At 31.3% G+C, this 23,435-nt stretch carries 29 protein-coding genes; 5 read left to right on the forward strand and 24 right to left on the reverse strand.

All coding sequences use genetic code 11. The features are described 5' to 3' along the window. Positions 1 to 73: 73 nt before the first annotated feature. Both ACGH6S_RS10630 and ACGH6S_RS10635 read left to right on the forward strand, forming a co-directional pair. Positions 74 to 571, forward strand: coding sequence for a hypothetical protein (locus ACGH6S_RS10630; protein WP_411578863.1), 498 nt, complete (start codon positions 74 to 76; stop codon positions 569 to 571). Beyond that, positions 571 to 1,305, forward strand: a complete 735-nt coding sequence (locus ACGH6S_RS10635; protein ID WP_411578864.1) for a nucleotidyl transferase AbiEii/AbiGii toxin family protein — start codon at positions 571 to 573, stop codon at positions 1,303 to 1,305. Before ACGH6S_RS10630 ends, ACGH6S_RS10635 begins: the two co-directional genes overlap by 1 nt. Before the next feature lie 115 nt (positions 1,306 to 1,420). Here the strand turns inward: ACGH6S_RS10635 and ACGH6S_RS10640 are convergent, their stop codons facing one another. From ACGH6S_RS10640 to ACGH6S_RS10650, 3 genes are read right to left on the reverse strand one after another with little or no spacing between them, the layout of a single operon-like run. Further along, the gene (locus tag ACGH6S_RS10640; protein WP_411578865.1) at positions 1,421 to 2,686 is read right to left on the reverse strand and encodes a zincin-like metallopeptidase domain-containing protein; all 1,266 of its coding nucleotides are present in this window, start codon (positions 2,684 to 2,686) and stop codon (positions 1,421 to 1,423) included. After that, positions 2,673 to 2,834 (reverse strand): hypothetical protein, encoded by a 162-nt coding sequence (locus tag ACGH6S_RS10645; RefSeq protein ID WP_411578866.1) that lies wholly within the window; start codon positions 2,832 to 2,834, stop codon positions 2,673 to 2,675. The genes ACGH6S_RS10640 and ACGH6S_RS10645 overlap by 14 nt, the downstream gene beginning before the upstream one ends. A 15-nt stretch (positions 2,835 to 2,849) precedes the next feature. Further along, positions 2,850 to 4,466 carry a hypothetical protein gene (locus ACGH6S_RS10650; protein WP_411578867.1) on the reverse strand — a complete coding sequence of 539 codons (1,617 nt, stop codon included), beginning with the start codon at positions 4,464 to 4,466 and terminating at the stop codon, positions 2,850 to 2,852. A 141-nt stretch (positions 4,467 to 4,607) separates the two neighbouring features. Between ACGH6S_RS10650 and ACGH6S_RS10655 the strand changes: the two genes are divergently transcribed. Further along, a complete protein-coding gene (locus ACGH6S_RS10655; RefSeq protein ID WP_411578868.1) occupies positions 4,608 to 5,099 on the forward strand; it encodes a hypothetical protein in 492 nt (163 codons plus the stop codon). Next, positions 5,100 to 6,293 carry a relaxase/mobilization nuclease domain-containing protein gene (locus tag ACGH6S_RS10660; protein WP_411578869.1) on the forward strand — a complete coding sequence of 398 codons (1,194 nt, stop codon included), beginning with the start codon at positions 5,100 to 5,102 and terminating at the stop codon, positions 6,291 to 6,293. 23 nt (positions 6,294 to 6,316) lie between these two features. Here ACGH6S_RS10660 and ACGH6S_RS10665 read toward each other — a convergent pair whose 3' ends face one another. The 6 genes from ACGH6S_RS10665 to ACGH6S_RS10690 all read right to left on the reverse strand — a co-directional run bounded on the left by ACGH6S_RS10665 (position 6,317) and on the right by ACGH6S_RS10690 (position 9,249). Further along, complete coding sequence (locus ACGH6S_RS10665) at positions 6,317 to 6,538, reverse strand: EexN family lipoprotein (RefSeq protein ID WP_411578870.1); 222 nt, start codon at positions 6,536 to 6,538, stop codon at positions 6,317 to 6,319. Positions 6,539 to 6,571: 33 nt separating this feature from the next. Next, positions 6,572 to 6,841 (reverse strand): hypothetical protein, encoded by a 270-nt coding sequence (locus ACGH6S_RS10670; RefSeq protein WP_411578871.1) that lies wholly within the window; start codon positions 6,839 to 6,841, stop codon positions 6,572 to 6,574. Positions 6,842 to 6,898: 57 nt separating this feature from the next. Beyond that, positions 6,899 to 7,540 (reverse strand): AAA family ATPase, encoded by a 642-nt coding sequence (locus ACGH6S_RS10675; RefSeq protein ID WP_411578872.1) that lies wholly within the window; start codon positions 7,538 to 7,540, stop codon positions 6,899 to 6,901. A gap of 119 nt (positions 7,541 to 7,659) precedes the next feature. Continuing rightward, positions 7,660 to 8,301 (reverse strand): zeta toxin family protein, encoded by a 642-nt coding sequence (locus tag ACGH6S_RS10680; RefSeq protein WP_411578873.1) that lies wholly within the window; start codon positions 8,299 to 8,301, stop codon positions 7,660 to 7,662. Next, positions 8,291 to 8,548, reverse strand: coding sequence for a hypothetical protein (locus tag ACGH6S_RS10685; RefSeq protein WP_411578874.1), 258 nt, complete (start codon positions 8,546 to 8,548; stop codon positions 8,291 to 8,293). The genes ACGH6S_RS10680 and ACGH6S_RS10685 overlap by 11 nt, the downstream gene beginning before the upstream one ends. Positions 8,549 to 8,631: 83 nt before the next feature. Further along, a complete protein-coding gene (locus ACGH6S_RS10690) occupies positions 8,632 to 9,249 on the reverse strand; it encodes a recombinase family protein (RefSeq protein ID WP_411578875.1) in 618 nt (205 codons plus the stop codon). A 477-nt stretch (positions 9,250 to 9,726) separates the two neighbouring features. Here ACGH6S_RS10690 and ACGH6S_RS10695 point away from each other — a divergent pair, with 477 nt between their 5' ends. Then, positions 9,727 to 10,503, forward strand: a complete 777-nt coding sequence (locus ACGH6S_RS10695; RefSeq protein WP_411578876.1) for a SprT-like domain-containing protein — start codon at positions 9,727 to 9,729, stop codon at positions 10,501 to 10,503. Here the strand turns inward: ACGH6S_RS10695 and ACGH6S_RS10700 are convergent. The 15 genes from ACGH6S_RS10700 to ACGH6S_RS10770 all read right to left on the reverse strand — a co-directional run. Beyond that, entirely contained in the window at positions 10,496 to 10,879 is a 384-nt protein-coding gene (locus ACGH6S_RS10700) for an H-NS family nucleoid-associated regulatory protein (RefSeq protein WP_411578877.1), read from the reverse strand. The genes ACGH6S_RS10695 and ACGH6S_RS10700 overlap by 8 nt on opposite strands. A 10-nt stretch (positions 10,880 to 10,889) precedes the next feature. Continuing rightward, complete coding sequence (locus ACGH6S_RS10705; RefSeq protein WP_411578878.1) at positions 10,890 to 11,468, reverse strand: hypothetical protein; 579 nt, start codon at positions 11,466 to 11,468, stop codon at positions 10,890 to 10,892. Continuing rightward, positions 11,455 to 11,898 (reverse strand): single-stranded DNA-binding protein, encoded by a 444-nt coding sequence (gene ssb / locus ACGH6S_RS10710; RefSeq protein WP_411578879.1) that lies wholly within the window; start codon positions 11,896 to 11,898, stop codon positions 11,455 to 11,457. The genes ACGH6S_RS10705 and ssb overlap by 14 nt, the downstream gene beginning before the upstream one ends. 11 nt (positions 11,899 to 11,909) lie before the next feature. Next, complete coding sequence (locus ACGH6S_RS10715) at positions 11,910 to 12,305, reverse strand: hypothetical protein (RefSeq protein WP_411578880.1); 396 nt, start codon at positions 12,303 to 12,305, stop codon at positions 11,910 to 11,912. Between the two features lie 14 nt (positions 12,306 to 12,319). Beyond that, the gene (locus tag ACGH6S_RS10720) at positions 12,320 to 14,167 is read right to left on the reverse strand and encodes a type IV secretory system conjugative DNA transfer family protein (protein ID WP_411578881.1); all 1,848 of its coding nucleotides are present in this window, start codon (positions 14,165 to 14,167) and stop codon (positions 12,320 to 12,322) included. Continuing rightward, the gene (virB11, locus tag ACGH6S_RS10725; protein ID WP_411578882.1) at positions 14,160 to 15,185 is read right to left on the reverse strand and encodes a P-type DNA transfer ATPase VirB11; all 1,026 of its coding nucleotides are present in this window, start codon (positions 15,183 to 15,185) and stop codon (positions 14,160 to 14,162) included. Before virB11 ends, ACGH6S_RS10720 begins: the two co-directional genes overlap by 8 nt. Next, positions 15,186 to 16,277: a type IV secretion system protein VirB10 gene (virB10, locus tag ACGH6S_RS10730; protein ID WP_411578883.1), complete on the reverse strand. Its 1,092-nt coding sequence runs from the start codon at positions 16,275 to 16,277 to the stop codon at positions 15,186 to 15,188. It lies immediately after the preceding gene. 32 nt (positions 16,278 to 16,309) lie between these two features. Beyond that, positions 16,310 to 17,149, reverse strand: coding sequence for a P-type conjugative transfer protein VirB9 (virB9, locus tag ACGH6S_RS10735; RefSeq protein WP_411578884.1), 840 nt, complete (start codon positions 17,147 to 17,149; stop codon positions 16,310 to 16,312). After that, complete coding sequence (locus tag ACGH6S_RS10740; RefSeq protein WP_411578885.1) at positions 17,149 to 17,844, reverse strand: virB8 family protein; 696 nt, start codon at positions 17,842 to 17,844, stop codon at positions 17,149 to 17,151. The genes virB9 and ACGH6S_RS10740 overlap by 1 nt, the downstream gene beginning before the upstream one ends. Before the next feature lie 13 nt (positions 17,845 to 17,857). Next, positions 17,858 to 18,031: a hypothetical protein gene (locus tag ACGH6S_RS10745; RefSeq protein ID WP_411578886.1), complete on the reverse strand. Its 174-nt coding sequence runs from the start codon at positions 18,029 to 18,031 to the stop codon at positions 17,858 to 17,860. A gap of 10 nt (positions 18,032 to 18,041) precedes the next feature. After that, a complete protein-coding gene (locus ACGH6S_RS10750; protein WP_411578887.1) occupies positions 18,042 to 18,980 on the reverse strand; it encodes a type IV secretion system protein in 939 nt (312 codons plus the stop codon). A gap of 1 nt (position 18,981) precedes the next feature. Beyond that, a complete protein-coding gene (locus tag ACGH6S_RS10755) occupies positions 18,982 to 19,722 on the reverse strand; it encodes a type IV secretion system protein (protein ID WP_411578888.1) in 741 nt (246 codons plus the stop codon). Positions 19,723 to 19,742: 20 nt separating this feature from the next. Further along, on the reverse strand, positions 19,743 to 22,526 hold the full coding sequence (locus ACGH6S_RS10760; RefSeq protein WP_411578889.1) for a VirB4 family type IV secretion/conjugal transfer ATPase: 2,784 nt from the start codon (positions 22,524 to 22,526) through the stop codon (positions 19,743 to 19,745). A gap of 3 nt (positions 22,527 to 22,529) precedes the next feature. Then, on the reverse strand, positions 22,530 to 22,799 hold the full coding sequence (locus tag ACGH6S_RS10765; protein ID WP_411578890.1) for a TrbC/VirB2 family protein: 270 nt from the start codon (positions 22,797 to 22,799) through the stop codon (positions 22,530 to 22,532). 13 nt (positions 22,800 to 22,812) lie between these two features. Then, the coding region (locus tag ACGH6S_RS10770) for a lytic transglycosylase domain-containing protein (protein ID WP_411579525.1) at positions 22,813 to 23,435 on the reverse strand (623 nt) is incomplete at its 5' end.

A 23,435-nucleotide genomic window follows, 5' to 3' on the forward strand; every position in this document is an offset into this window, starting at 1 on the left:
TAATAAATTTTTTTTTGTTTTTTTAAGGTCAACACATATAGTACAATGCTGTATTAAACACAGGAGAACTACTATGCTTTTAATTCCTAAAACCAGTAAAAAAAAATATCTGTCAAAAATGGCAGCACTAAACATATTCGATGAAACATCAAAGGAACTGTGTACGGGAGATTGGCATTATGTCACTATGTTTAATAACGGTTTTCGTAACGAAGATGCTTATCTTGCTGGAGACGGAATGAAAACAAATACAAATGCATATTTAGGGGACTTAGAAGTTAATGATGTGACAAAATCTCTAAAAAAAATGGGATATTACGAAAAACACGTTATTGATAAAAATAGTCCTGTTTATTGTGCATCACATGCTAGAGCTTGTGTTGATCTATTATTTAGCCGTATTAAAAATAATGCTCCTTTAGATAGCATTAGACTAGATGATTGGTTTACAACATCAGAAGCTAAAAAAACGGTTTACCGCTTAATTGATATACTCTATTTTCAAGTTGAAAAAGATGTACAATTGAAAATAGATGAATGGAAAGCATCAAATCCTTGTGAGGAAAGCTAATGGATTTAACTGAAGATCAGAAAGAGCACCATATCTTGATGAAAGAGTTAGCGGTTAATTTAAATGACACTCCACTAGTATTAATTGGGGGAACTGCATTATATTTATGTTATGGACTAGATCGTTTTTCTGTTGATATTGATTTAGATACTAGCAAAAAAATAAATTTAGAAAGTAGAATAAAAAACAACTTACCGCACAAAATAAAATTAAATAATTTGAGACACATTAAAGACACTCCTGTAAATTCTAAATATAATCTTAATTACATTAACTCGTGTGGAAATGAAAACAATTTAGTTATTGAAATGAAGATAAAAGAGAATACTGAAATTCCTTTTACAATTATTGACGATATCAAAGTAGCAAAGATTAACTACTTAATCAAAGCAAAGATAGAATGCTTAGAAGAAAGGACTAAATCACGAGATTTATATGATTTATCGTTTTTAACTGAAAAATTCAAAAAGGAATTTACTCACGATGATATTAAGAAATTGACACAATTTATAAAGAAAAATGACTTATTGAATAAGTATATGGAAGACTGGGGTGAAGATCCTTTGTTATCTAAATTTGATATTACAGACAAAATTATTCAATTAACCAAAAACATAGAACAGATAAAAGATTTTCAATTCAATAACTCCCTTAAGAGAGCAGAAAAAAATTTAGAAAGGAAGAATGATAAAATATCTCTAGAAAGAGATAAAATTCAGAATGAGATTAATTAAATAATGGCTTATAACGCAATATATCGCAAAATAAGCCGTTTTTTCTTATGGTTAATACTAAGCGGGCGGATTAATGGAAAAACTTAAAATAAGTACAATACAGTGCGATTTTAAGCTATAGTTCAATCTGGTCTTTCCCTTTTTTGTTTTTAACTTCCTTACCTGTTGCATCAAGTTTCATATCTTGCGGTCGATTACCTTTCATTGATTCAGTACGATTAATGATTCCTGTTTGCAATTCTGAAATCGGAACATTATGCTTTTTGATATCTGGATGATTTTGTAAAACAGATAAAGCATATTTATCTTTATTAATCACTGATTCGGCAGATTCTCCATTAATAGATATGTTATATTTAGACTCTTTACGATCAAATTTAAACTCGATACTATAAGTTTTATTTGTTAATTGTTCATCAACAGTTTTCGTTACCTCTTTTTCAATGTAACTTGTTATTTTACTAACCGCTTTGTTAGCATCACGGAGTGCAATACTTAAATCCTCTTTTTCCAGCTTTCCTGCCTTTAACCAATTTTTTAAATATGCTAATGATTTTAACGTATTGCTTTCTTGATTATTTGCAAAACCGCTTAAACCGAATTTTTGACACATAAATAATGCACCGAGTTCTGCGACCAATTCTTCTTTTGCATAGTTTTTACTACCGAACTCATTATGACCCTTACGATCCGTTTTTTTATTAGTTCGACCCACGCACTCTATTGTGCTATGTGTTAATTCATGAAATGCTACAGCATAATATTCATCAATATTTGAAAACTGTTCTTTCAGGGGCATTACAACATTTTTTGAACCGTTGCTAAAAAAAGCATCTTGGCTAGAAATTTCTTTTAATGAAATGTCATTATCTTTGCAGTAACTCTCAATCATTTTATCGATCTTAGAATATTTTTCAGGATCTGATATTTTGGGTTTTTCAGGCAATTCAAATTGTTTTATACCATCAACATCTTGAGCATTAAAAACATAATACGTTTTCAAAACAGGTCGATCTAACTTAACTAACTCATATTGTTTTTTCCCCTCTTTGTCTAAAATAGGATTTCCTTTATCATCTTTTTTTAAAACACTAGCAGTATCTGTAAAAAATCCTATAAATTCACCTTTGCTTCCCTTTTTTATCGGAGTGTTATTTTTCTTTGCTTCATTAAATGTTACCCACCTCGGATCTTTAAATTCACTCATAACAGCACGGCTAAATAAAACGATTTGGTTTGCTCCTCGATATGCGTTATTTTTGCTATTTTGCTGTTCAAATCCAAGGCTAGCCCAGCTTTGAGTCCATTTGTGATCAGTATTAACGATTAAATTATACAAACTTTCATTGTAACTGTTATTTAATTTATCAAGCTGGCTCATTGTCTAGTTCCTCATCAATAATTTCATTTTCATCTAATTCAACATTGCTATCAGCTAGCTCATACTGAGGTTTTAAAGGGCGGTAAATATCATTTGCAGAACGTTCTTGTTGTTCTTTTACATAATTTTCAGCAGAAATTGTTTTCATGGTTTTCTCCTATATTTATAATGAAACTTGAGCATTTTTGCTTTTTTCTCGTTGACTAGATTTTTGATTATTCTGTTGATGTTCTAACTTTTTTTCAGCATCATCCATGGCTTTGTTAAACAATTTATCTTGAATGCTTTTTAACGGTTTTTCTAACAGAATTTTTTTTGTGTTATCTACAATGTCGATTAACAATTTAGTTTCTTTGATAACTTTCTTTTTAACTGTCTCTACAAAAATGAGTGGGGAATTTACTTTGTCTTTTAATGCTTCTTTTATATTTTCTCCCACTTTGATATTAGAATCGGGTAATACGTTTTCAGATATTCCCTTTTCAATAAAAGAACTTGAAAATTGTGAAAATTTTTCTGGGTTTTTATCTAGCTCATTAATTAAGTAATGGGCATTTTCAAATCTAATTTGATTGTTTTTATTGTCATTATCTAAAAATGATGACATTTTTTTTGAAAACTCATTAAACTCATTATTTTTTTCATTAAGCATATTTTGATAATAATTAATAGCATCGTTCTGATTTAAAGGAATAACATTTTCAACTGTTGCGTGTTCTATTGATTGTGCAAAAATTAATTTTTTATTTTCAGTAAGAAACGGATATAAATTATCTTTTAAATCGACTCGTTCAACACTAAGAAGATTACTCCCGCTTTCTATTGAAAGAATATCTTGAATAAAAATTGCGTTTATATTTTTAGTAACAACTTTATTATCTTCAAACGTTTTTACTAAGTATTCAGCAGAAATATTATTTTTTTGTTCATACTCTTTAATTGAATTTATTTTTTCTTCTTCAGAAAGTTTACTGGCGTTATCAATTATGTTATTTATTTTTTGCAATGCATATGAATTGACATCAGGAATAGATTGTCCATTTTTAACTAAATCATCTCCTGCCTTTTCAAATAATGAAATCATTGTTTCTTTATATGAAGTATCATTTATCAATTTGTTTGCAATAACAACATCGGGAATTTTATTTTGTTTTAGTAATTCAAAATCAGCTTTGGCATTAGCATTTAATGATGGAAAATCTTTTTCAAATTTTTGATTAAATTCTTCTTGTAGATATTTCAAATGAGATTCAGGAATGTATTTTTTTTGTAATAAAATGTCATTAACTTTATCAAGAGGGTATTGTTCAACGTCGAAGTTATAGCCACGTTCGTTATTTAAATCTTTAGCTTCTTTTTTGAATAGAGCTAACATTGCTTGTTTGTATTCTTCATTGCGTTCTATCTTTAATGCTATCTCAAAATTGGTAACTTTATTGTTCTTAAATCTTTCAAAATCAGCAATAGCAGAGCTAACTATTTTTTCATCAGTAATACCAAGCGGATATTTCTCATTAAATGCCTCTTCCAATACTCTTTTTTGATTTTGAGTAATGCTTACTTCTGAATTTCTGCGAATCATGCTTATCTGATCTTCGGGGTATTGATCAGCATCAATACTGTATCCCCGCTCGATTAATGCAACCGCTTCTTTTTTTAGTTCATCAATAAAAACTTTCTTATATGATTCATTGTAGAGTTTTTTATTAATTTCATATTCATAAATTTTATTTTGTTTAAATAATTTGAAATCATTAGTTGCCATGTCTTGTAAATTCATTCTAATTTCCTCCATTCTTGACAATCTTAATATTACAATATATAAGATATGGACTCAATTAAATAAAAGACATGCAGGATAGTAAAAAACAACACAACGTCCGACGTTGGTTTTTTACCGTGTACTTGCAGTAGGCTTATTATGAAAACAAAAAAATCAGTCAGGCTTGATAACGATTTAATTAATGCTGTAAATAACTACGCAACTTTAAACGGCATGAATTTTAGCCAAGTGATAGAAAACACAATCAGAGAGAGGTTTAAATTTAATGAGCCAACTACTAATAGTAATGTTGAATCATCAGTAAAAAATAGAACGAAAAATGTTAGATTTGATGAACGAACATTAAAAGAAGTTTCAAGGATAGCAAGCAGAAAAAATATTACAGTAACAGAAGAAATTAGATTTAGAGTATCCAGCAGTTTATCAATGCCCTGTTTTGATTCTTTAGAGCTGAAAGAACTTGAGCAAACTAGAATTAACGTTAATCAAATTGGGCGACTAATTAACATGTCAATACGTGAAAAGTTAATCATTAACGATACTCATATAATAGAATTAATAAAATTAATAAATGAGATGAATAATGCATTAGTTAATATTATTAAAGTATCACAGGAAAGGTTATTTTAAATGGCAAGGAGGCAACATGAAGAATATTTAGATATGCGCAGAGCCAGAAGTAAAAAGTTCGGTTCGACTGGCATTAATTCTAGAAAAAATAATTATAATTATGTGAGTTCAGGAAAAAGCTACAGTAATAAATCTAATTCTAATCATGTTGTTGTGAAAATAACGGGCGGAGCAAAAAGCATTAATGCAATGCTGAGGAATTTTGATTATGACACCAGAGAAAACACTTTACCGTTGTACGATAAGAATGGTTTTGAAATATCGTTAGATGACGCTAAAAAATTAGCTATTGATGATTATCAATTAACGAAAGTAAAGAAAAATAAAGATACAGAACCGAGAAGAACTTATCGTTTAATGTTTTCAATGAAAGGTAAACTAGATCAAGATATTTTAAAACAAGCTGTTTACAATACATTATCTACACACTTTCATGATCACAATTTTTATTATAGTTTACACCCCGATACCGATAATAATCACATTCATGTTACAGTAATGAAAAAATCATTATCTAACGGTAAGAATTTAAATATAAATAAATCTCTATTAAATAAAATTAAGTCACAGTTTGCAATTAATCTGCAAGTACAAGGTGTTAATGCTACATTTTCTAGTGCAACAGATAAACAAAGTGATATTGAGAAAGAATCGGCTAAATTGCAAAGAGAAAATCGACGTAAAGATGCCAATGTTTATAAGATTGTTGATTTTGGTAAAGCTCATTTTAATTTTGATGAAAACAAGCCATTTTCTTATTACTTATTTATGCAAACAAAAAACGGTAAAGCAAAGAATATGTGGAACAAGGGATTAGAAGATGCAATTAAACAAGCAGGAGCAGTTGTTGGCGATTATATAAAAATCAAAGAGATTAAAGATGAAAACAATCAGTCATTCAAAGTAAAAAAATGGGCTATAGAAAAAGTTGAACGATTGGACGCTCAAGAATTTATTATTAATGATTTCGGGCTGGCTAATTATCAATTTCAAATAAACGGTAAGCAATCAGCATTTGCAAAATTAATTGATAGCAACGGTAATGAAAAGACGATTTGGTCGAAACAGATTAATCGATTTTTAAATGACAATAAAGCCGAAAAAGGAGATAAGATTATAATAAAAGGTGATAAGTTTATAATGAATAAGAATCAGATTAGCAAGTCTATAAACTTATCACAGATAGAACTTTAAAAGTCACATGAGTGGCTTCTATATTAATCCCATGCGTGAGGATTGCGAGCTGGCGTGTTTAAACTTAAATTAGCTTTGAAAGAGTTTTCACAATTTAAACTATCGCCATCAATTTCACCGTTTTCACATTTTTTACGGTATTCATCAAGTAGTTCTTTGTTATTTTTAAAATCTTCTACAGTATATGTCTTCTCATTACATCCGAATAAAAACATAGCAGTAATTAATATTAGTATCTTTTTCATATAAATTCCTTACAATTATTGGTTAATATTAGATTAAGTTTTATTGTGTTTCATTAAAAAATCATTTACAGCTAACCTAAGTAAATCAGAAATTGTCTTTAGAGGCAACTTGGCACGTTTATTTTTTATTGCAATATCTTCTAATTCTTCATATTGAATTTCATCAATTTCAAACGAAATTTTTCTCATTACTTTAGATTTAGATTCTTTCTTATCGCGACCAGCATAGGGACGATCTGCTAATTCATCAGCTAACTTATCAGCTTGATTGTATATTTCTTTAGATGTTCTTGGCGTTTTCAATTTGAGTTCCTTTTATTAATTAGTATTTAATAAATATTATTTATTAAATATTAAATATTAAATAATATCAAGTTCATTTAGCAAATTACTTATTTCTTCACGTGCTTTTTCATTATCTGTTTCAATTACACTTTTACCATCAGAGTAACTTGTTCTATACACACGTCTATAATATGCAATGCTATCTAGCAGTTTTATGTTATTTATTTCTGATAGATATTCTACGAAGTCGTGCCGTTCTTGCCCCTGAATAATTGGATTGGTTGTAGCTAAAGTTTGATAGCAATATACTTGCAATTTTGGGTTTAAATCTTTTATGCGTTCTAATTGTTCTTCTAATTCTAATAGAGTGTCCAAGTCTTGTTGCGAACACTGGTGAGGAGAGATAACAATATCAGCTACTGAACAGCCCGTAATAAACTCTCGACTATTACGTCCTGCAACATCAACGATTATAAAGTCGTAACGAGAATTCAGATCTAGTAATGTAGAAGCTATATTTTCACGTTTTTCTACTAAATTGATTGCGGGCTGAATGTTTTCACTTTCTCTTAATAACTGCCATTTGGACGCCGAACGCTGTGGATCAGCATCAACTAGACATACATCTTTATTTTTTAATGCTAATGCAACTGTTAAGTTAATTGCTGTTGTTGTTTTACCTGCTCCACCTTTATTACAGCCGACTACGATTATCATTTATAACCCCATAACCCCATAACAAATAATATTTAAGAAATAATATTTATTATAAATTAAATAATAAATTTGTAAATATTATTTATTAAATAATATTTAAGAAATAATATTTATTATGACTATTCTATTTCATTAGAGTTTTGTTTTTGATTTTGTTTGAAGTTTTTGTGAGCTGTAGAATTTATTGCGTGGTCTAGTTTATATTCAACGAATGGAGTTATTACATGCTTTGTGACCCAGTCACGGACTTGTTTTTTTTGTTTTAGTTTCCCATTAATAATTTTAGCTTCTGTAACAAAAATAACTGAATTATCAATTACTTTTAAATAATTAACTAATGGAAAAAGTTTTTTAATATTGCCATATGTTTTATCAAAACGTCTTTCAATTGTTGCTTCTGGAATATCATGCCCACCTTTTGACACTCTATTTTTGACTCTATCAATGTGATAATCGACAGATTCTAAACCAACAAAATAGGCTCTTACACTGTAATTGTTTTCTTTTGCTGTAGCAATTTGTTTAATTATTGTATTACTTGATAGAGTACTTTCAACAAGAAATGATTGATTGTTTTTAATAGCTTTTTTAAACATATTAATAGCCATTTTTCCTGCTTGTAATTCATTACAGTTAGAGTCTCTAGCTATTTTATCAGGATCAATAATTAAAATATCTTTTGTAATTGTAATATCATCTCTGATAGTTGATTTACCAGCTCCGTTCAACCCTAAAATAAAAATAGCTTTTTTAATTGCCAATTCGCTCACCTTTACTATTTCTTACCATGAATTTAGTACCGTCGGGGTTAAATTGCCACGTTTCTCCGTTATCTAGTTTTCTTACATAACTTTCATGTTTAAATTTTTCTTCGAGTCGTCTTCGAGCTAATTCTTCAAACGTATTATCATTTAGGTAACCGTGATCTGTTTCCCATAGATCTATCTCTTTGTACTTGCATTTATTTGGGTCAATTGCTTTTTCTAAAATGTCATTATAGAGTTTCATATTTATATCCTAATATTGTGTATAGTTGTTTTATTATAAAATAAATAAAGGAAAAGTAAATAATAAATATTATTTAATAAATATTATTTAATATTTTTGTGTTTAGACCACACATTTTTGACAGTTGATGGACTACAATTCAATAGTTCAGCAGTTTTATTTATGCTTTTTCCTTCCGATCGGCACTCAATAATCAGTCGATGTAACTGTAGGTTTGCCTTTCGTCCCTTGAACTTACCTTTTGCTTTAGCAATTGCCACACCTTCCTTTTGTCGTTGTCTTCGAGTTTCATAATCATCACGGGCTACTTGTAGTGATATTTTTAACAATAAATCTTGCATTGAGTCTATAACTATTTTTGTTACGCCGCTTGCTTCAGATGAAAGTTCAGACAAATCTAAAATGTCGGGGATGCAGAGTTTTGCTCCTTTTGACTTAATTGAGTTGATTAGATTTATGGCTTCATTAAGGGGTAATCTAGTTAGACGATCAATTTTTTCAGCTATTACAACATCACCATTTTGCAGTTCTGCAATCATTCTTTGTAATTCAGGTCTATTAGTAATAGCTCCAGATGCCTTTTCACGATACACATTTGCAATGTAATACCCCTGTTTTTTCGTATCATCAATAATTCTTTCTTGTCTTTCCAGCTCTTGTTCTTTTGTGCTAACTCTTAAATATATCCTAGCAACTTTCATTCTTGTTCCTAATTAATCTGTGATATTTTCCTCTGCCCTTACCTTTTTAAGGTTAGGTGGTTATATTAACATATTAAATTCGGCTAGGCTATTTTAAGTTGTTGTTAGATATTTATTGACCTACTTTTATAGATAGGTTATTATAAGTATACTTTAATTAGCCATACAAGGAGTAAATAGAATGAATGTTAAAAGCCCAAGATAATAAAAGAATAAAGCAACTTTTTCTGGGAACGTTTAGATAAATTTATAGAACAAGAAAATTCAGCAAGGGAGGGGGAATGAAAATATTAAGTAAGTTATTGTGAAATCGGCGGATCATACTTAATTCAATCGCACATTATAGAACCGTTAAGTAATGACGAAATTAATGCATTTTTATTGGATGTTAAAAATGAAAAGTAAATTTTTTGTTTTTTTTAAAATTAGTATTTTGTATTGTACAATACAATTAATAAAAAATAGAGAGTGCTAATAATGATTAAACCATCAATTGTTGCATACAAAGAACTACAGCAAGCATACGATTTTTTCAATGAACATTTATTCAATAATGAATTACCCAATCTTCTGATTACGTTACAACGGGGTAAGTATACTTTCGGATATTTTTCTCCTGAACGATTCACTGGTAAATCGACCGTTTCAGAACTAGCACTAAACCCAGACTACTTTGGTGAGCGTTCATTAGCTGACACGTTGTCAACATTGGCGCACGAAATGTGCCACGTATGGCAACATTATGCGCCAGTAAAAAAATGCCGTGGCGGATATCACGATCGGATCTGGGGCAAAAAGATGGAAGCTATAGGATTGATGCCGTCACATAACGGAATGATGGGAGGAAAAAAGACAGGTCAGCAAATGACACACTACATCATGAAAGATGGATTATTTCAGCAAGTTGTTTACAATTTACTTAAAAGTGGCTTTGAAATATCATGGTATGATAAATATTCAGAAAGTATAGTTACACCAGTTTCAAAAGTGAATTATGACATATTAATTGATTGGCTTAATATTACGCCAGTCGACAATGTCGAGCTAATTAAAAAACTTACAAAAACAGTTAACAGTAATTCAATTCAGATGGTGGGCAATGATGATTTATCAGTAAAACCGATCTTAAAAGGAACTGGCACAAGAGATAAATTTACATGCCCTAGCTGTGGACAAAATGCGTGGGCAAAACCCACCGCATCATTGATCTGCGGTGATTGTAATAAAAGAATGGAAAATATAAAATTTAGTTAACCAAAAAATCATCTAATGATTTCCCTTGTTCGAGTTGTTTTGATAGCCACCTCGGCATTTTTCCTCTGCCAGACCATGTTAACTTGTTGTTTTCATCTATATATTGATACTTTATTGTTGGCTCTTTTCTTATTTTTAATACTTCTAAATCATTTGGCTTTAGACCAATTGACAGCATATAGTCACTGACTTTTTTTAGTTTATCTTGCTTTTCTTCTTCTTCAATTAAACGTAATTTCTCGGTTTCTTTTATTTTTTCATTAACATCATTGAAACGAGCAATCAATTTTTCACAATAAGATGAGCCATATTTCTTAAACAAACGAGTTATATTTTTTTTGTTAGATAAAAATTTATGTACTTCGTTTAATTCCATTATTTTGTTCCTATTTAATATTTCTTGATGGAATAGCACCGCTAGCTATTCCTGCTGTTACTATTGCTTGTAACTGTTGTGTTGGTAGATAATCTTCATAATTATAGTAAACCCTCTGTTTATTATTTATATCAAAGTATGGTTTTCTACTAATTGCATTTTTATCAAGCCAAAGCCCCGCTAAAAACGGTTTCATACCTAATCTAAAATACTTTTTTTTATCTTCAATTGGACGTTTTTTTATAATATGATTAATATACCTACACACTAATGCAAAACTATATAGACATTCTGAAGTTATATTTTTATCATCAAATTTAATAATCCCCCTTTTTAATAAATTAAAATCACCGAATGTCATAATAAAGTCACGTTTTGTGGCTGTTGGTATAGTCCATGTTCCATAAAATGAATATTTCCCAGAATCTTTTTCTATCCATGCTTCTGCAATATGAAAATCATTTAATTTACATTGTCCGAAAAAAAATATATCTCCCTTCTTCATCAATCTAATAGAGCTTTTATAATAAATAGGCATGTGACAGAATGATAAAAAATCGGAAATTGTTGTTATTTTAGTTACATTCATGCGTATTATCCTCGAAAGTATAATCGTCTTGATTCGGATTTGGATCAGGCTGGGGGTGTTGAGTGGGATCTTCATTACGTTCGCCTCCCGTTAAAACTTGCAACAATCCGCCACCAATTGAATTCACCATTACTTCCGTCGCATAATGTGGCTCACCACTATTATCGAGCCATTTTCGAGTTTGTAATTGTCCCTCAATGTAAACTAAAGTTCCTTTTTTGGTATACTTCCCTGCAATCTCAGCTAATTTACCAAATACAACAATACGATGCCATTCTGTACGTTCACGATTTTCACCCGTTTGTTTATCTTTCCACGATTCGGATGTAGCTATACTTAAATTAGCAACAGCACTATCATTTTGCATATAGCGGACTTCTGGCTTTTTTCCTAAATAACCTACTAATGTAACTCTATTAATACTTACCATTTTCCCCCCATTTATTTTTCAAATTTTGCAGTAACTATTGATGAACAATAATTTTTATCGGATTCATTTAACGTGATATTTTCTGTATTCCGAGATAATTTTATAAATATCTCCATTTTTTTAATTGATTCTAAACATCCATCTAACGTTATTTTGTCTGCGTGATCTAACAAATAATTTATTTTTATTAAGTCGCTTGTCGTTGACTGTATAGTATTTTTATCAATATAAATTGATTCAGTTACTCGCCAGTTTCCGTTATCTTTTGTGTTTTGTATTGTTCCAACCGTTTTCTCCATAGAAACTTTGTTAACCGCAACATCTTTTCCCTTTGGGAAAGTGGCTGGTTCAGGTGGAGAAGAACACCCACTTAGTAATAAAATTAAACTTAAATATATAAATCGCATAATCTTTCCTTTAGTTAAAAAATATCATCATCAATTGCCTTTAACTCTGGCAGTTGAATAGCTAACTCATTATTTTGTACTGCTTTTTTATAATCAGACTGGGACGGATTCCCATTAACATTTCGTAAAGTTGATGAAACTAATTTAAATTTTTCAATTAAAAATGGAGTAGAAAAATAATTTGCTTTCTTACATTTGATTTTAATGTTGTTACATAAAATAATTTCTTCATCCATTTTTAAATCCATGATTTCTTGCGGTAAAATCAATGCTTTCGCTGCCGTGTTTTCACTGCGTGAGTTACTTTTAGCTCCGAAAGAACGACCATATGATTTTGTAGTGATATTGCCGATTCGTTTTGAAATTTCTTCTGCGACCTTTGTTTCCTTAGGACGATAAAAAATATTACAAGTATGATTTTGTAGTAGTGTTGATCCGCCTTTTTCTCCATAACCAAGAGGCTTATCATTCTTTATCTGTGAATCCGCTTGATAAATAATTAAACTACGCAAATCATAGCCAGCAATAAAACTCACTGAAACTTCATATTTTTCCATGTAACCGATTGACGTAAATTCATCCATTCCAAGCAAGCACGGATGCTTTAATTCTGGGTTTTGGTCGGGTAGCCCTTGAGCAATATTTGTATCAATTAATTGGGTAAAAAAGAGATTTATTATTGGTCTTGCACTAACTAGATCCTCGGGATTAATTACGAGATAAATAGTCATTTTTCTTCGTCGTAAATCTCTAAAATCAAAGTCATTTTGACTGGTTGAATTTTTGATAACTCGATTCTGGAACGGTTTTAATGCTGTTTCGTACGCAGTTTTAACACCAGCAAATTGTTTTTCAGCTTCTTTTTGTGAGAAGAATGATAGAAATAGATTGTAAACAGTGTCTGGCAACCAACCCAGTAGGTATGCCGTTTCTGTTGCTAGCTCTAATGAAATTTTTTCTTTTTGACCATTTTTTATAATATTAATGCCATTTAATGCACCGCCTACATTGGTTAGTGTATAATCATCCCCTAGATACCCGTTATGATAAAAAACACCAAATAAATACGTAATGGCAATAAAAATCGACTTCCCTTCCCCGACGAAAAAATCATTATCTTTTGATATATAAAATGAGTTAGCTATATTTTGAATTTGTAGCTCAACCTTTGGATCATTAAAATCTAAATACAATAGGGGATTATAACGATGAGTGTGTTCGGAAAACGGATTAAACAGGAAAACATCTTGTCCTAGAATATCTCGTCTATATTTTGATGTATAATCAAAACATTCTTGTTTAATATCTAATACAACTAGGCTATCTTCCCAACACATCAGATTAGGAATAACAATACCCGTTCCTTTCCCACTTCGTGTTGGTGCACCTAATGAGCAGAACTCTTGCCCACCGAAGAACAACGGTTTTTCATTATATAAACCAACTATAATGCCTTTTTCTTCCATCAGTTTTTGGCTTTTTATTTCATTTATCGTGCTCCACTTTGCCGTTCCGTGTAGCTCTCGTTCCTTTCTCTGTTTTTGAGCTATTACTAATAGACCAGCTAATAATAATAATACTATCAACATTATAAATAGTGCCGCCAATGCTGATAAAATAGTTGTTTTTACTTCACCTGCCATCAATGCCAAATACGGTGTTTTCAAACTAAAATAATCGTACGCCGAATGAATTAACTGAAAAATACGTTTAATTTTCTTTCCGTGTAATGCAACATCAGGCATATATATAAATGTTAAAATTACACTTGTTAAACAATATGCTATAAATAAGCCAAAACTAAAAATGATAGAGATAAATACTTTTTGTGGAGCATTTAATTTTTTAAAAAATTTAATCATTTTTGTAATCTTTCCAAAAAATAGTCGTAATACGCCGTTTACCGTTAATGTTTCCAATGTGGATCACAATGTCGACCGTATCACGGATAATCTCTTTTGTTGTATCGTACGGAATTTTGCTACCTGTTGGATTTTGTAATGACATCATTGTTAATCGAGTAATAACTTGCTCATAACTACCCGCATGCAATGAAGTTAAACTACCGCCATGCCCACTTGAAATGACATTAATGTAGTCAAACGCTTCACCGCTTCGAAGTTCTGCAAGTAAAATACGATCGGGCTTCATACGTAAACACGATTTCAGTAATACGGAGGGATTAATAACAGACTGATTTTCAGATGAGTACAGTAGATTCACCATGTTGTCATGAATAGTTGATGATATTTCTCGTACATCTTCGATAGTAATAATTCGTTGATCGGCAGGAATTGAATAAATTAATGATTTCATGAACGTAGTTTTACCGCTGCCCGTTGCACCCGCTATGACAATGTTTTTCGTTCCGCACGCAACTGCTAACGAAAAAAAAGCCTTATATTGCTTTTCAGATAGTAGTTTCTGTAATTCACTATCAACGGGATCTACATACTCACCAAGCACGATATCATCAAAAAAACCTTGATTACTGAAATCATCGAGAGTAATTGTAAATTGAGATGGCTTTCTAATTGTGATTGAATACTGGCTTTTATCGCAAGCAGGTGGAATAACAACTTGTAAACGTTCGCCATCAGGCAGATCTGCACTCATAATAGGATGGTTTTGATTCAAAATATTATTTGAATATGTTGCAGATGCATTAACGAAAAAATTTAAGTTATCTTTTGTAACTCTTTCATTTTCTTCTTCGGTACCAATCTGCCAACCCGATTTAGTTTCATAACGAATTTGACCAATTTTATTAATGACAATTTCGGTAATATCATGACGAGTTAACAAATCACCAAATAAGTTGTTTATGTGAGAACGTAATGCTCGAGCATCTTTTTTGACAATAACTTTATCTTTATTCATTTATTGACCTCTTTTGTTTAATGAATAAACACTAGAAAAATCAATATCACGAGCCACAAAAATACCGACTTTATCGCCTTGGTTTTTATAAAGAGTGGGCTTTATATCTCCCATCTGTTCGAGCACAGTTTTCGCTAATTCTTCGCTATTTTCTTGTGTGTTTTCGAGATAATTATGATTATCTGACTTTGCAAGTCTTGATGATAATGCTGAACTACTATCCGTTATCATACTGAGCAAAATTGCATTACCGAATCGTTTCCAAAAATGTTGATCCGTCCAACCAGTTAAGCCATTTGCTCCCAGTTCATCTGTTGAACCGCTGTTAACATCGACATTGATATTATTCGGAGTTCTTATCTCTTGCCAAATGACAAATATCTGATCACTTCCGTGGCTCACTGCTCCAGTTTGATAAACACCAACCGCTTTTGAACCTTTTTCAATTAATGTTACATTTCCATTTTTTGACAGGACATTTTCAGCAATCGTACAACTAATTTGACCTCCTACATTACTAATTAGCTTTTGTCTTAGCACGCAAGGAATGTAAGTACCTTGTTCAAGCAAAAGATTCGGATTATAACGGCTTTTTCTCGCAGTATTAGCTTTGAATGCCGTACTCGAAAACATGTCGTTTTGTGAGCCAATTTTATTGTCATCACTAATTGATTGATTATCTTTCTGACTTGCTGTTGTTGAACTTTGACCGTTTTTAACAACCATCGAACCAGATGACTTACTAAAACTTGATTTAACTGTATTTGAATCTTCAGTTTTATTACCGATAAACCCAATATCTTCATTTTCATCATCATCTTTATTGACAATAGCAGGGGCAGGGTTATTAAATTGTTTAGGAGGTGGTAACGTAAAACTTTTCTTTTCGTCAACATTTTTAGAAACTTCTTTTGCAACAGTTTCTTTATTGTCTGTTTTATATCTCACATAAACTAATTTATAGAATGCAAAAGCTAAAAATAAAATAACAAGTAATGCAAAAACTAATTTCAAAAAACGTTGATTTTTTTTATAGCTTTTATCTCCTGCAATGGCAATTTTGGGTTGAGATGGTTCTTTATTCTCAGTCATAGATAAAAATCCTATTTAATATTTATTATTTATTATTTAATATTTCTGATAATATCTTTATTACTTGTTACTTGATTATTTTGAACTGATTTACCAAAGCTTTTATTTACAATACCGACAACTTCATCACCACTCCTGAGAATAAAGCGAGTAGCTGTTTTATGAACAACTATGATGGTATATTTTTCAGTGTTTTTAACACTTGTATTACTCATCATTTCCTGTTTGCCCTGATAGTAAAAAATAGCGGGGATTGTTTTTTCAGATGTAAAACCAATAAACGTACGAACACCATCGTCGTAAGTGAAATCGGGAGTAATAGATTCACTATCTTTACCAACTAACATTGTGTAATTCCAATTCTTTGGTTGTGTAAACTGCTCTAATGAATCATTAGCCAATTTTTCTTGTTCGAGTGCTTTTTGTTCTTTTAATAATGCTTGTTTTTTATTTCTTTCGTCGGCTGGATACGTAAAATTAACTAAGTAAGAGTTATCATCAGAATCAACCAGCTTTAAATCAAACGTATAAATGCGTTTATTCGTCGTAACAATCAGGTTTGTATCCCATTCAGCACTGTTTGGCTCAACAATCATATCTTCGTATTTATACGCCATCGGTTTTAAAAAAATCTTATTGTTATTGTCCGTAGTCTCCCAACCTAAATTGAAACCAATAACAACATCAACAATAACTTCATCTTGAGAAAAATTAATCGCTGTCACATACCCCACTTTTGCATTAATTTGCGTGACGTTGTAACCGTTGTACGCTAAATATTGCATACGCTTATCAAATTTAGATGAAGTGGGTTTTTGAACTGCATTACAAACACCAGCTAATATCAATAATAAAAAAAGGAAACGTTTCATTAAATATTTTCCTCGATAATTTGATAACTTGTGACAGAAAAACCTAATGGATTTTCAAGACGATATGATAATTTTAACTTTTGAGCTGGTTCATACTCATATGACAGTTTTATAATAAAGTTTCGTTGATAAACTTCATTTTTTTCAGTAGTGTATGTTTTAACAATACGGGCTGTAGCCATTTTTATATCTACATTATTAATGTCTTCTAATATAATTGAATTGACCTTGACAGAAATTGTTCCCGTTTTCATAACTTGGTCGGGACTATCAGTTCTGTTCATTTGAGCCAGATATTCATTTTTTACGTTTTCACTACTGTATAACTGTGTTTCAATATATGTATTTTGAATAGTTTGATATGTGTAGCTTTCTCTTGTTTGAATGTATGAATTTACAAAATACTTATCTAAAGCTTCATTTGCGTGTAACTGCTCAGGATCAACAACAGTAATTACATCGGGGATACCAGTTTTTTCGTTCACTTGAATCACATACGGCGTTACCTCTTTTAACGGCAAAATTATTGCTAAAATTACCCAAGAAATAATTAATAAAAAAATAGTCACACCTGTTATCAACCACGCCCTTTTTTCTGAACGTTTGAACATATACTCTCGATCGTTCTCATATGAAATACACTTACTGAAACTGCCCTCAGACGGCTTATTATCATCTTTTATTTTTTCAAACATGACACTTCCTTATTTAGAATGTATTTTTGTTACCAAGTTCTTTTTCTAATTCATGCAAATTTTTATTAATTGCGACCTCTTTTGAGCTTTCAAAGCTTTTATCCCAACTGGGGGAAACTGGAGCTTGATTACTACATGCAACTAAATAGATTGAAAATATGCTGATGAAAAAAATTTTTATTTTCATAAGGGAGTCCTTATTTTTTAGACATTGCATTAGCAATTGAGTTAGCTAATGATTGATTTTGAGATGCTTGTGCTTTACGCTGTTTATAACTATTAATTTTATTTTCAATGATGTTGCTAGACATAGCCTGATTCATTCTGTCAACGCTAACTTGAGATAATGCCATCGAAATTTGACCAGCAAGTTTGACACCGTAAATTGTTATCACACCAGCAATGAGATACATAATGCATGAAAGAAACACTTCCCCACCTGAATGGTTTGCAACCCATTCATTTGTATATTTAGCTATAGAAAACCCGACTTTGGAAAAGACAGACAAGAACAGAACAAAAAGACAACACCCGATCACAGCCTGTAGCCACATCGCAAACATATTTTTAAACCAGCCCCAAAGGTAGCAAAATAGAAAAAGTGGAAAAACAGTAAGTAACGCAATCATACTTATTTCTGAAACAACAATTCCTACTGCGTAAGCAACAACGCCCAAAAGCAGGGGTAACATGCAAGGAAATTGAACAAAAAAACAAAAAAGATATCCTTTTATTCCACTTGCTTTTTTAATAGCTTGAGAAAACAACGCTATAAGTTCATTTATTTTGGCATCTATTCCAGAGTACGCATTTCCAGATGATGTTTCATCACCGACTAAAAAGCCTCTTAACCCATGAACAGCATCGTTTACATAAGTAGTATATGTACCCATATTACTGAGCACTCCAAGAACTATTGCAAATCTTGCTAGATTCCAGACAAAATCAGGCATGGGCTCTTGAATTTTTCCAGCTAAAACCATGTATCCGTAGAACATTACATATATAGTAATACCCAGACTAGAGACATCTAGCAGACCTGCGACCCATCCATCTTGCACTAATTTAATGCCCTCAGTGACAACGGCATTAATTTCATCCCCCATATCACCAAAAAGAGTTATTCCCAAACTCATACTAATAACCCCATGCGTGAGGATTTCTTTTAGGTGTTCCCAATTCCAATTGTTGATTAAACAAATCTTCTTTTTCTTTTTCAATTAATTCGCTTTGCAATTTAGATTGTTGTACCTGTATATCCATTTTCAATTTGTCTGCTTGCAATAACGCTAATTGAGTATTCATTGCATTATTTAAATCAAGACTTTCTTTCTGATCTTTAGATTGAGCCATTTTTTTTGCAATCTTATTAATTGTTTTTACTCGCTCATCAATAGCTTTGAGATTATTATCAGCTTGCTGTTGACGCAGTGTCATAAGAACGATTTGACCCTCACAATTTTTCCTTTCCTTAGCAACAAAAGAATTCGTTGAATTTTGTTCTGATGAACATAAATTATCTAAACCGTAGCTTTTATAGATTTTTTTCAAGTCAGCATTTAAACTATCAAATCCTAATTCCAGTATTTTCTTCGGATTATTTATCCACTTTTGCAACTCTTGAGCGTCTTTAAAATAAGATGAACTCTCTTTTACTAAATCGGCAATATCTCGTACACCAGTTTGCGCCGCTAACGTATCTCTTTGTGTTTTTAACTGATCCTTATATTGTTTAACCGTTTCAGTCCACCTTTTAGCTTGTTCTGCTGCTTCAAGTTGTAATTGAGCAATTGATGCAACATCGATTGTCGGAATTCCGCCAGCAAACACAGATACAGATGATGAACATAACGCTATTAAAATTAATATTTTTTTCATTTTTATTTCCTTACTATTAATTAAACACATTGTTGTTTGAACAGAGGTAACCAATTTTTAGGTTCATCTCCGACTTGCTCAATCAATGAATGAACTAAATTTACATTTTCCATCGATGCAGATAGGATTTTTAAGTTCTCTCGTCCCAGACCCGACAAATCAATTTTTGCAACAACGGTATTTCCTCTTGTGTCGCCATCATTTCCATTGCCTTTTTTTATTAATAGCTGACGGCTGTCATCTGCAAGCTTTTTGATGATTTCATACTCTTTTAGTGAGACTTGAAAATGCTTTGTGTATTCATTAACATCAGCTTTTGAATTTGGTAAAAAAAAGAATGTTTCGACTTGTTCGATAATAGCTCTTGCAATATCACTTTTAATTATTTCGTCGGGAGATTGAGTTGCAAAAACTAAAAAACTATTTCTTTTGCGGAATGTTTTTAAACCGTCGTAAATAAACTTTTTAAAGAAAGTACCGCCCGAAAGCCATTTCCAGAATTCATCCATAAAAATCGGTAATCGGCGACCATCTGTAATTTGTTCAATTCGATGTAAAATATAAAATGTGATGGGAGCAACAATATTTTTATTATCTAAAATCTCAGTACCATCAAAGCCGTAAATTGAGTGTGTATCAAAATTAATATAATCTTGTTCATTATCAAAAACCCACGAATACGCTCCATCTCCAGCCCAAATTGATAACCGTCTACTCAAATCATTATCATTGCTAATATCAGATTGAATATTTTCAAGCAGAAGTGACATTCCGTGATATCGATTAGCTTTTTCTTCACTCATTACCGCATTAACTGCAATACTAATTTGTTCTTTCTCTCTAACTGATAACAATTCACCATTCATTGTTGCCAGCATTGCAATTAATTCATTTAAAAAAGTTATATTTTCAGCAGTTTTATCAATCATAAAAGGATTGAATCCTGTTTGATGACCATCTTTTAATGAAAAATATTTACCACCGAGCGCCCTAATATTGATTTCAGCCCCGTAGTCTTTATCGAAATAGATTGCAGTGAATTTACGATTGACCGCATTGTAGGGAAATGAACCCTCAAATTCATATTGTGTTAACTGGTTCAATAGAAAAGATAATGTCATTGTCTTACCAGTTCCGCTTTTACCCACCATAAGAGAGTGCCCCAAGTTCATCTCACCAAAATCATTTCGACCGATTCTTGTTTGATGAAAATTAAAATAAAATGGCTGATTAGCTGTAGTTTTTAGTAATGTTACTGCATTCCCCCAAGAGTTATTTTTTTGCTTTCCGACTGGGTTATTATGTAACGAATTGAGACCTAAAAAGTTAAGGCTTGTAATATCACTCACTTTATGACGAAATTTAAAATTGGAGGGTAACTGTCCAAAGTATGCCTCATCTGAAGCTAGCCAATTGACTGTAACAACAAAACCAAGGTCGTTAACTGTCGTAATAAAATTATTAACGGCTTGATTAACCTCATCTTCATTATTACCAATAATCATGGCTGAAAAATGATGCTCTCCCATTATTAACTCACCCGAAACCAGCTTTTCTTTTGCTAATTCTAATTCTGCTAACTGTGAGATAGCATCATCTTCTGTTGATGTCAGCTGTTTTATTTGTCTATCAATATTTTTCTTACCAACATTTTTTGGTAAAACAGAAAATGATTGGGTTATTATGTAACGACAAGGAAAATTAATTAATTCATCTAAAAAACCTGCTTCTGTATATGCTGTCCAGTCTTTTATTTCTATTGATTTTGCGTACATTTGTTTAGTTTGTGTTGTAATTTTTAAAACGCCACTTGCACACACACTAACTTCATTATTGCCCAGATAATTATAAATAGGCGTATCAAGAACACGAATACGCTGGTATTGTAATGATAGAATATAATTGAAGAATTCTAACTGTTGAGAATATTTGACATCATCAATTAAATAACATGATAATTTATAAATACTAAATTTAGCTAATGCGCTTTCTACACGACCGCAAATATCTTTAAAGGTATCAATTCGTTTATCTAACTCTAACTTACGTTCTGCTGGTTTAGCCATTTTTCTATTTAAAGATTCTGTACGAGTTTTTTTAAAAACAAGAGTGACAAACAGCTTATTTTCCATGAACTCAGTATCTTTAAATGATGAAATGTATTTTTGATTAATTTCATTTGCAAAATCATTATTAAAAACTGGATCAAGATTATATTTTGTAAAGTCTTTAATATTGTGAAAATAGAACGCTACATTTTCTAATCCAAGTGATATTAATAATGTATTTAATGAGTATTTATAGTAATCAATGTTTTCATCTTCTCTTGTTTCAAACGATATACCATCAACAACCCACGTTGACAGCAAATAACCGTTTTTATCGATAACAATATCATTGGTAAGCTGTGTTGAGTAGGGTATTAGTTCGCTAAATGGAATCGATTTTGCAGAATCTAACATAGTTATTTTTTCCTTTTCATTTTTACCTTTTAATCGAATCTGTGAGTAATCAACAGAAGAAAAAAAGTATGCTCTAATCCGTTTTTTAAATGATTTATTTCTTATTTTTCTTACAAATAAATGACGTTTAGTTCCGATCACTTGAAACATTTTTTCATCAATTTTTGTCAGAATCTTTAGAATTAAATAAGCAGGTAACAATAACGCTAAGAGAATAAAACTAAACCAGACCGAAATTAAAAAAATGAATCCCCCCACGATTACTAAAGGATAAATCGGGATGCCCATAAGCATGGGTGGTCTAGTTAGAGCTTTGTAGAGGACATCGCGATCTAAACTCATTTTTTATCCTACAAGCATAGATGCTATTTGAGACGCCGCACCAATGAAAACACCACCACCCAAAATCTTTGCCCCCTCCATCATAGGGTCACCTTTAAACAGAACTTTGTAACCCGCCCACATTATTGATATAGTTACTGTCACAACTGCAATAGCAGATAATGTCTCTGATACAAGTTGCATCGTTGTATTAACTTTTGAAAGACCTCCTCCAGCAGCAAAAGAAGAGCTAGAAAAAAGTAATAGTGATAATAATGTATTAATTTTTTTCATAATTTACCTTTGTTCAAAACTTTGTTTTTAAATTGGTTGAAATGCTTTTTATTTGTCTATTTTTAGTAATTGAAAATTTCTTTAATTGTTTATTATTCCTCCTCTCATTTTTGACATAACTGTCATTTTTTATATTAGGAACAAGTGGTTTTTTATCGATATTATTAATAATGCGTTCTAAATATGAATTGCCTGATTTTTCAGTTACAAAACCGTACTTGTAATTGCCACTGTAATAACAGCTTAATGCTTCAGATACCGATTTGTTCGGAGACTGTTCATAACAATTTTTTAAAATATCTTGAGAGACAGTAAGGTTTAAACATGGATCAAGTAATTCTTCTCCCGTTACTCCATATTTTTCGAAATTAGCTTTATTGATTTGCCCTAGTCCAACTGAATAGTTAATATCCTTTCTGTCAAACTCTTTAATTATCTGAATAGCCTCATCTTTGGTTTTAGGTTGAGTAGTCAAATCCGTACCACCAACAACAGCTATCGCATAAGGATTAAAACCGCTTTCAGTTGCAATCAATGAGTTAAGAGTATCTTGATGAACAAGTGGCGCACAAACGAGAAACAACATATTCAACGCATTCATTAGACCTTGACCTTGAAAAACAAAAAGAACTATTG

The sequence above is a fragment of the Gilliamella sp. BG3 genome (assembly GCF_046635605.1).
Taxonomy (GTDB): domain Bacteria; phylum Pseudomonadota; class Gammaproteobacteria; order Enterobacterales; family Orbaceae; genus Gilliamella; species Gilliamella bombi.

Bases quoted from the DNA above. Each gene is read 5' to 3' on its own strand.
- ACGH6S_RS10630 (WP_411578863.1), top strand. From the start codon at position 74: ATGCTTTTAATTCCTAAAACCAGTAAAAAAAAATATCTGTCAAAAATG.
- ACGH6S_RS10635 (WP_411578864.1), top strand. From the start codon at position 571: ATGGATTTAACTGAAGATCAGAAAGAGCACCATATCTTGATGAAAGAG.
- ACGH6S_RS10640 (WP_411578865.1), bottom strand. From the start codon at position 2,686: ATGAGCCAGCTTGATAAATTAAATAACAGTTACAATGAAAGTTTGTAT.
- ACGH6S_RS10645 (WP_411578866.1), bottom strand. From the start codon at position 2,834: ATGAAAACAATTTCTGCTGAAAATTATGTAAAAGAACAACAAGAACGT.
- ACGH6S_RS10650 (WP_411578867.1), bottom strand. From the start codon at position 4,466: ATGAATTTACAAGACATGGCAACTAATGATTTCAAATTATTTAAACAA.
- ACGH6S_RS10655 (WP_411578868.1), top strand. From the start codon at position 4,608: ATGAAAACAAAAAAATCAGTCAGGCTTGATAACGATTTAATTAATGCT.
- ACGH6S_RS10660 (WP_411578869.1), top strand. From the start codon at position 5,100: ATGGCAAGGAGGCAACATGAAGAATATTTAGATATGCGCAGAGCCAGA.
- ACGH6S_RS10665 (WP_411578870.1), bottom strand. From the start codon at position 6,538: ATGAAAAAGATACTAATATTAATTACTGCTATGTTTTTATTCGGATGT.
- ACGH6S_RS10675 (WP_411578872.1), bottom strand. From the start codon at position 7,540: ATGATAATCGTAGTCGGCTGTAATAAAGGTGGAGCAGGTAAAACAACA.
- ACGH6S_RS10685 (WP_411578874.1), bottom strand. From the start codon at position 8,548: ATGAAACTCTATAATGACATTTTAGAAAAAGCAATTGACCCAAATAAA.
- ACGH6S_RS10690 (WP_411578875.1), bottom strand. From the start codon at position 9,249: ATGAAAGTTGCTAGGATATATTTAAGAGTTAGCACAAAAGAACAAGAG.
- ACGH6S_RS10695 (WP_411578876.1), top strand. From the start codon at position 9,727: ATGATTAAACCATCAATTGTTGCATACAAAGAACTACAGCAAGCATAC.
- ACGH6S_RS10700 (WP_411578877.1), bottom strand. From the start codon at position 10,879: ATGGAATTAAACGAAGTACATAAATTTTTATCTAACAAAAAAAATATA.
- ACGH6S_RS10705 (WP_411578878.1), bottom strand. From the start codon at position 11,468: ATGAATGTAACTAAAATAACAACAATTTCCGATTTTTTATCATTCTGT.
- ssb (WP_411578879.1), bottom strand. From the start codon at position 11,898: ATGGTAAGTATTAATAGAGTTACATTAGTAGGTTATTTAGGAAAAAAG.
- ACGH6S_RS10715 (WP_411578880.1), bottom strand. From the start codon at position 12,305: ATGCGATTTATATATTTAAGTTTAATTTTATTACTAAGTGGGTGTTCT.
- ACGH6S_RS10720 (WP_411578881.1), bottom strand. From the start codon at position 14,167: ATGATTAAATTTTTTAAAAAATTAAATGCTCCACAAAAAGTATTTATC.
- virB11 (WP_411578882.1), bottom strand. From the start codon at position 15,185: ATGAATAAAGATAAAGTTATTGTCAAAAAAGATGCTCGAGCATTACGT.
- virB10 (WP_411578883.1), bottom strand. From the start codon at position 16,277: ATGACTGAGAATAAAGAACCATCTCAACCCAAAATTGCCATTGCAGGA.
- virB9 (WP_411578884.1), bottom strand. From the start codon at position 17,149: ATGAAACGTTTCCTTTTTTTATTATTGATATTAGCTGGTGTTTGTAAT.
- ACGH6S_RS10740 (WP_411578885.1), bottom strand. From the start codon at position 17,844: ATGTTTGAAAAAATAAAAGATGATAATAAGCCGTCTGAGGGCAGTTTC.
- ACGH6S_RS10745 (WP_411578886.1), bottom strand. From the start codon at position 18,031: ATGAAAATAAAAATTTTTTTCATCAGCATATTTTCAATCTATTTAGTT.
- ACGH6S_RS10750 (WP_411578887.1), bottom strand. From the start codon at position 18,980: ATGAGTTTGGGAATAACTCTTTTTGGTGATATGGGGGATGAAATTAAT.
- ACGH6S_RS10755 (WP_411578888.1), bottom strand. From the start codon at position 19,722: ATGAAAAAAATATTAATTTTAATAGCGTTATGTTCATCATCTGTATCT.
- ACGH6S_RS10760 (WP_411578889.1), bottom strand. From the start codon at position 22,526: ATGAGTTTAGATCGCGATGTCCTCTACAAAGCTCTAACTAGACCACCC.
- ACGH6S_RS10765 (WP_411578890.1), bottom strand. From the start codon at position 22,799: ATGAAAAAAATTAATACATTATTATCACTATTACTTTTTTCTAGCTCT.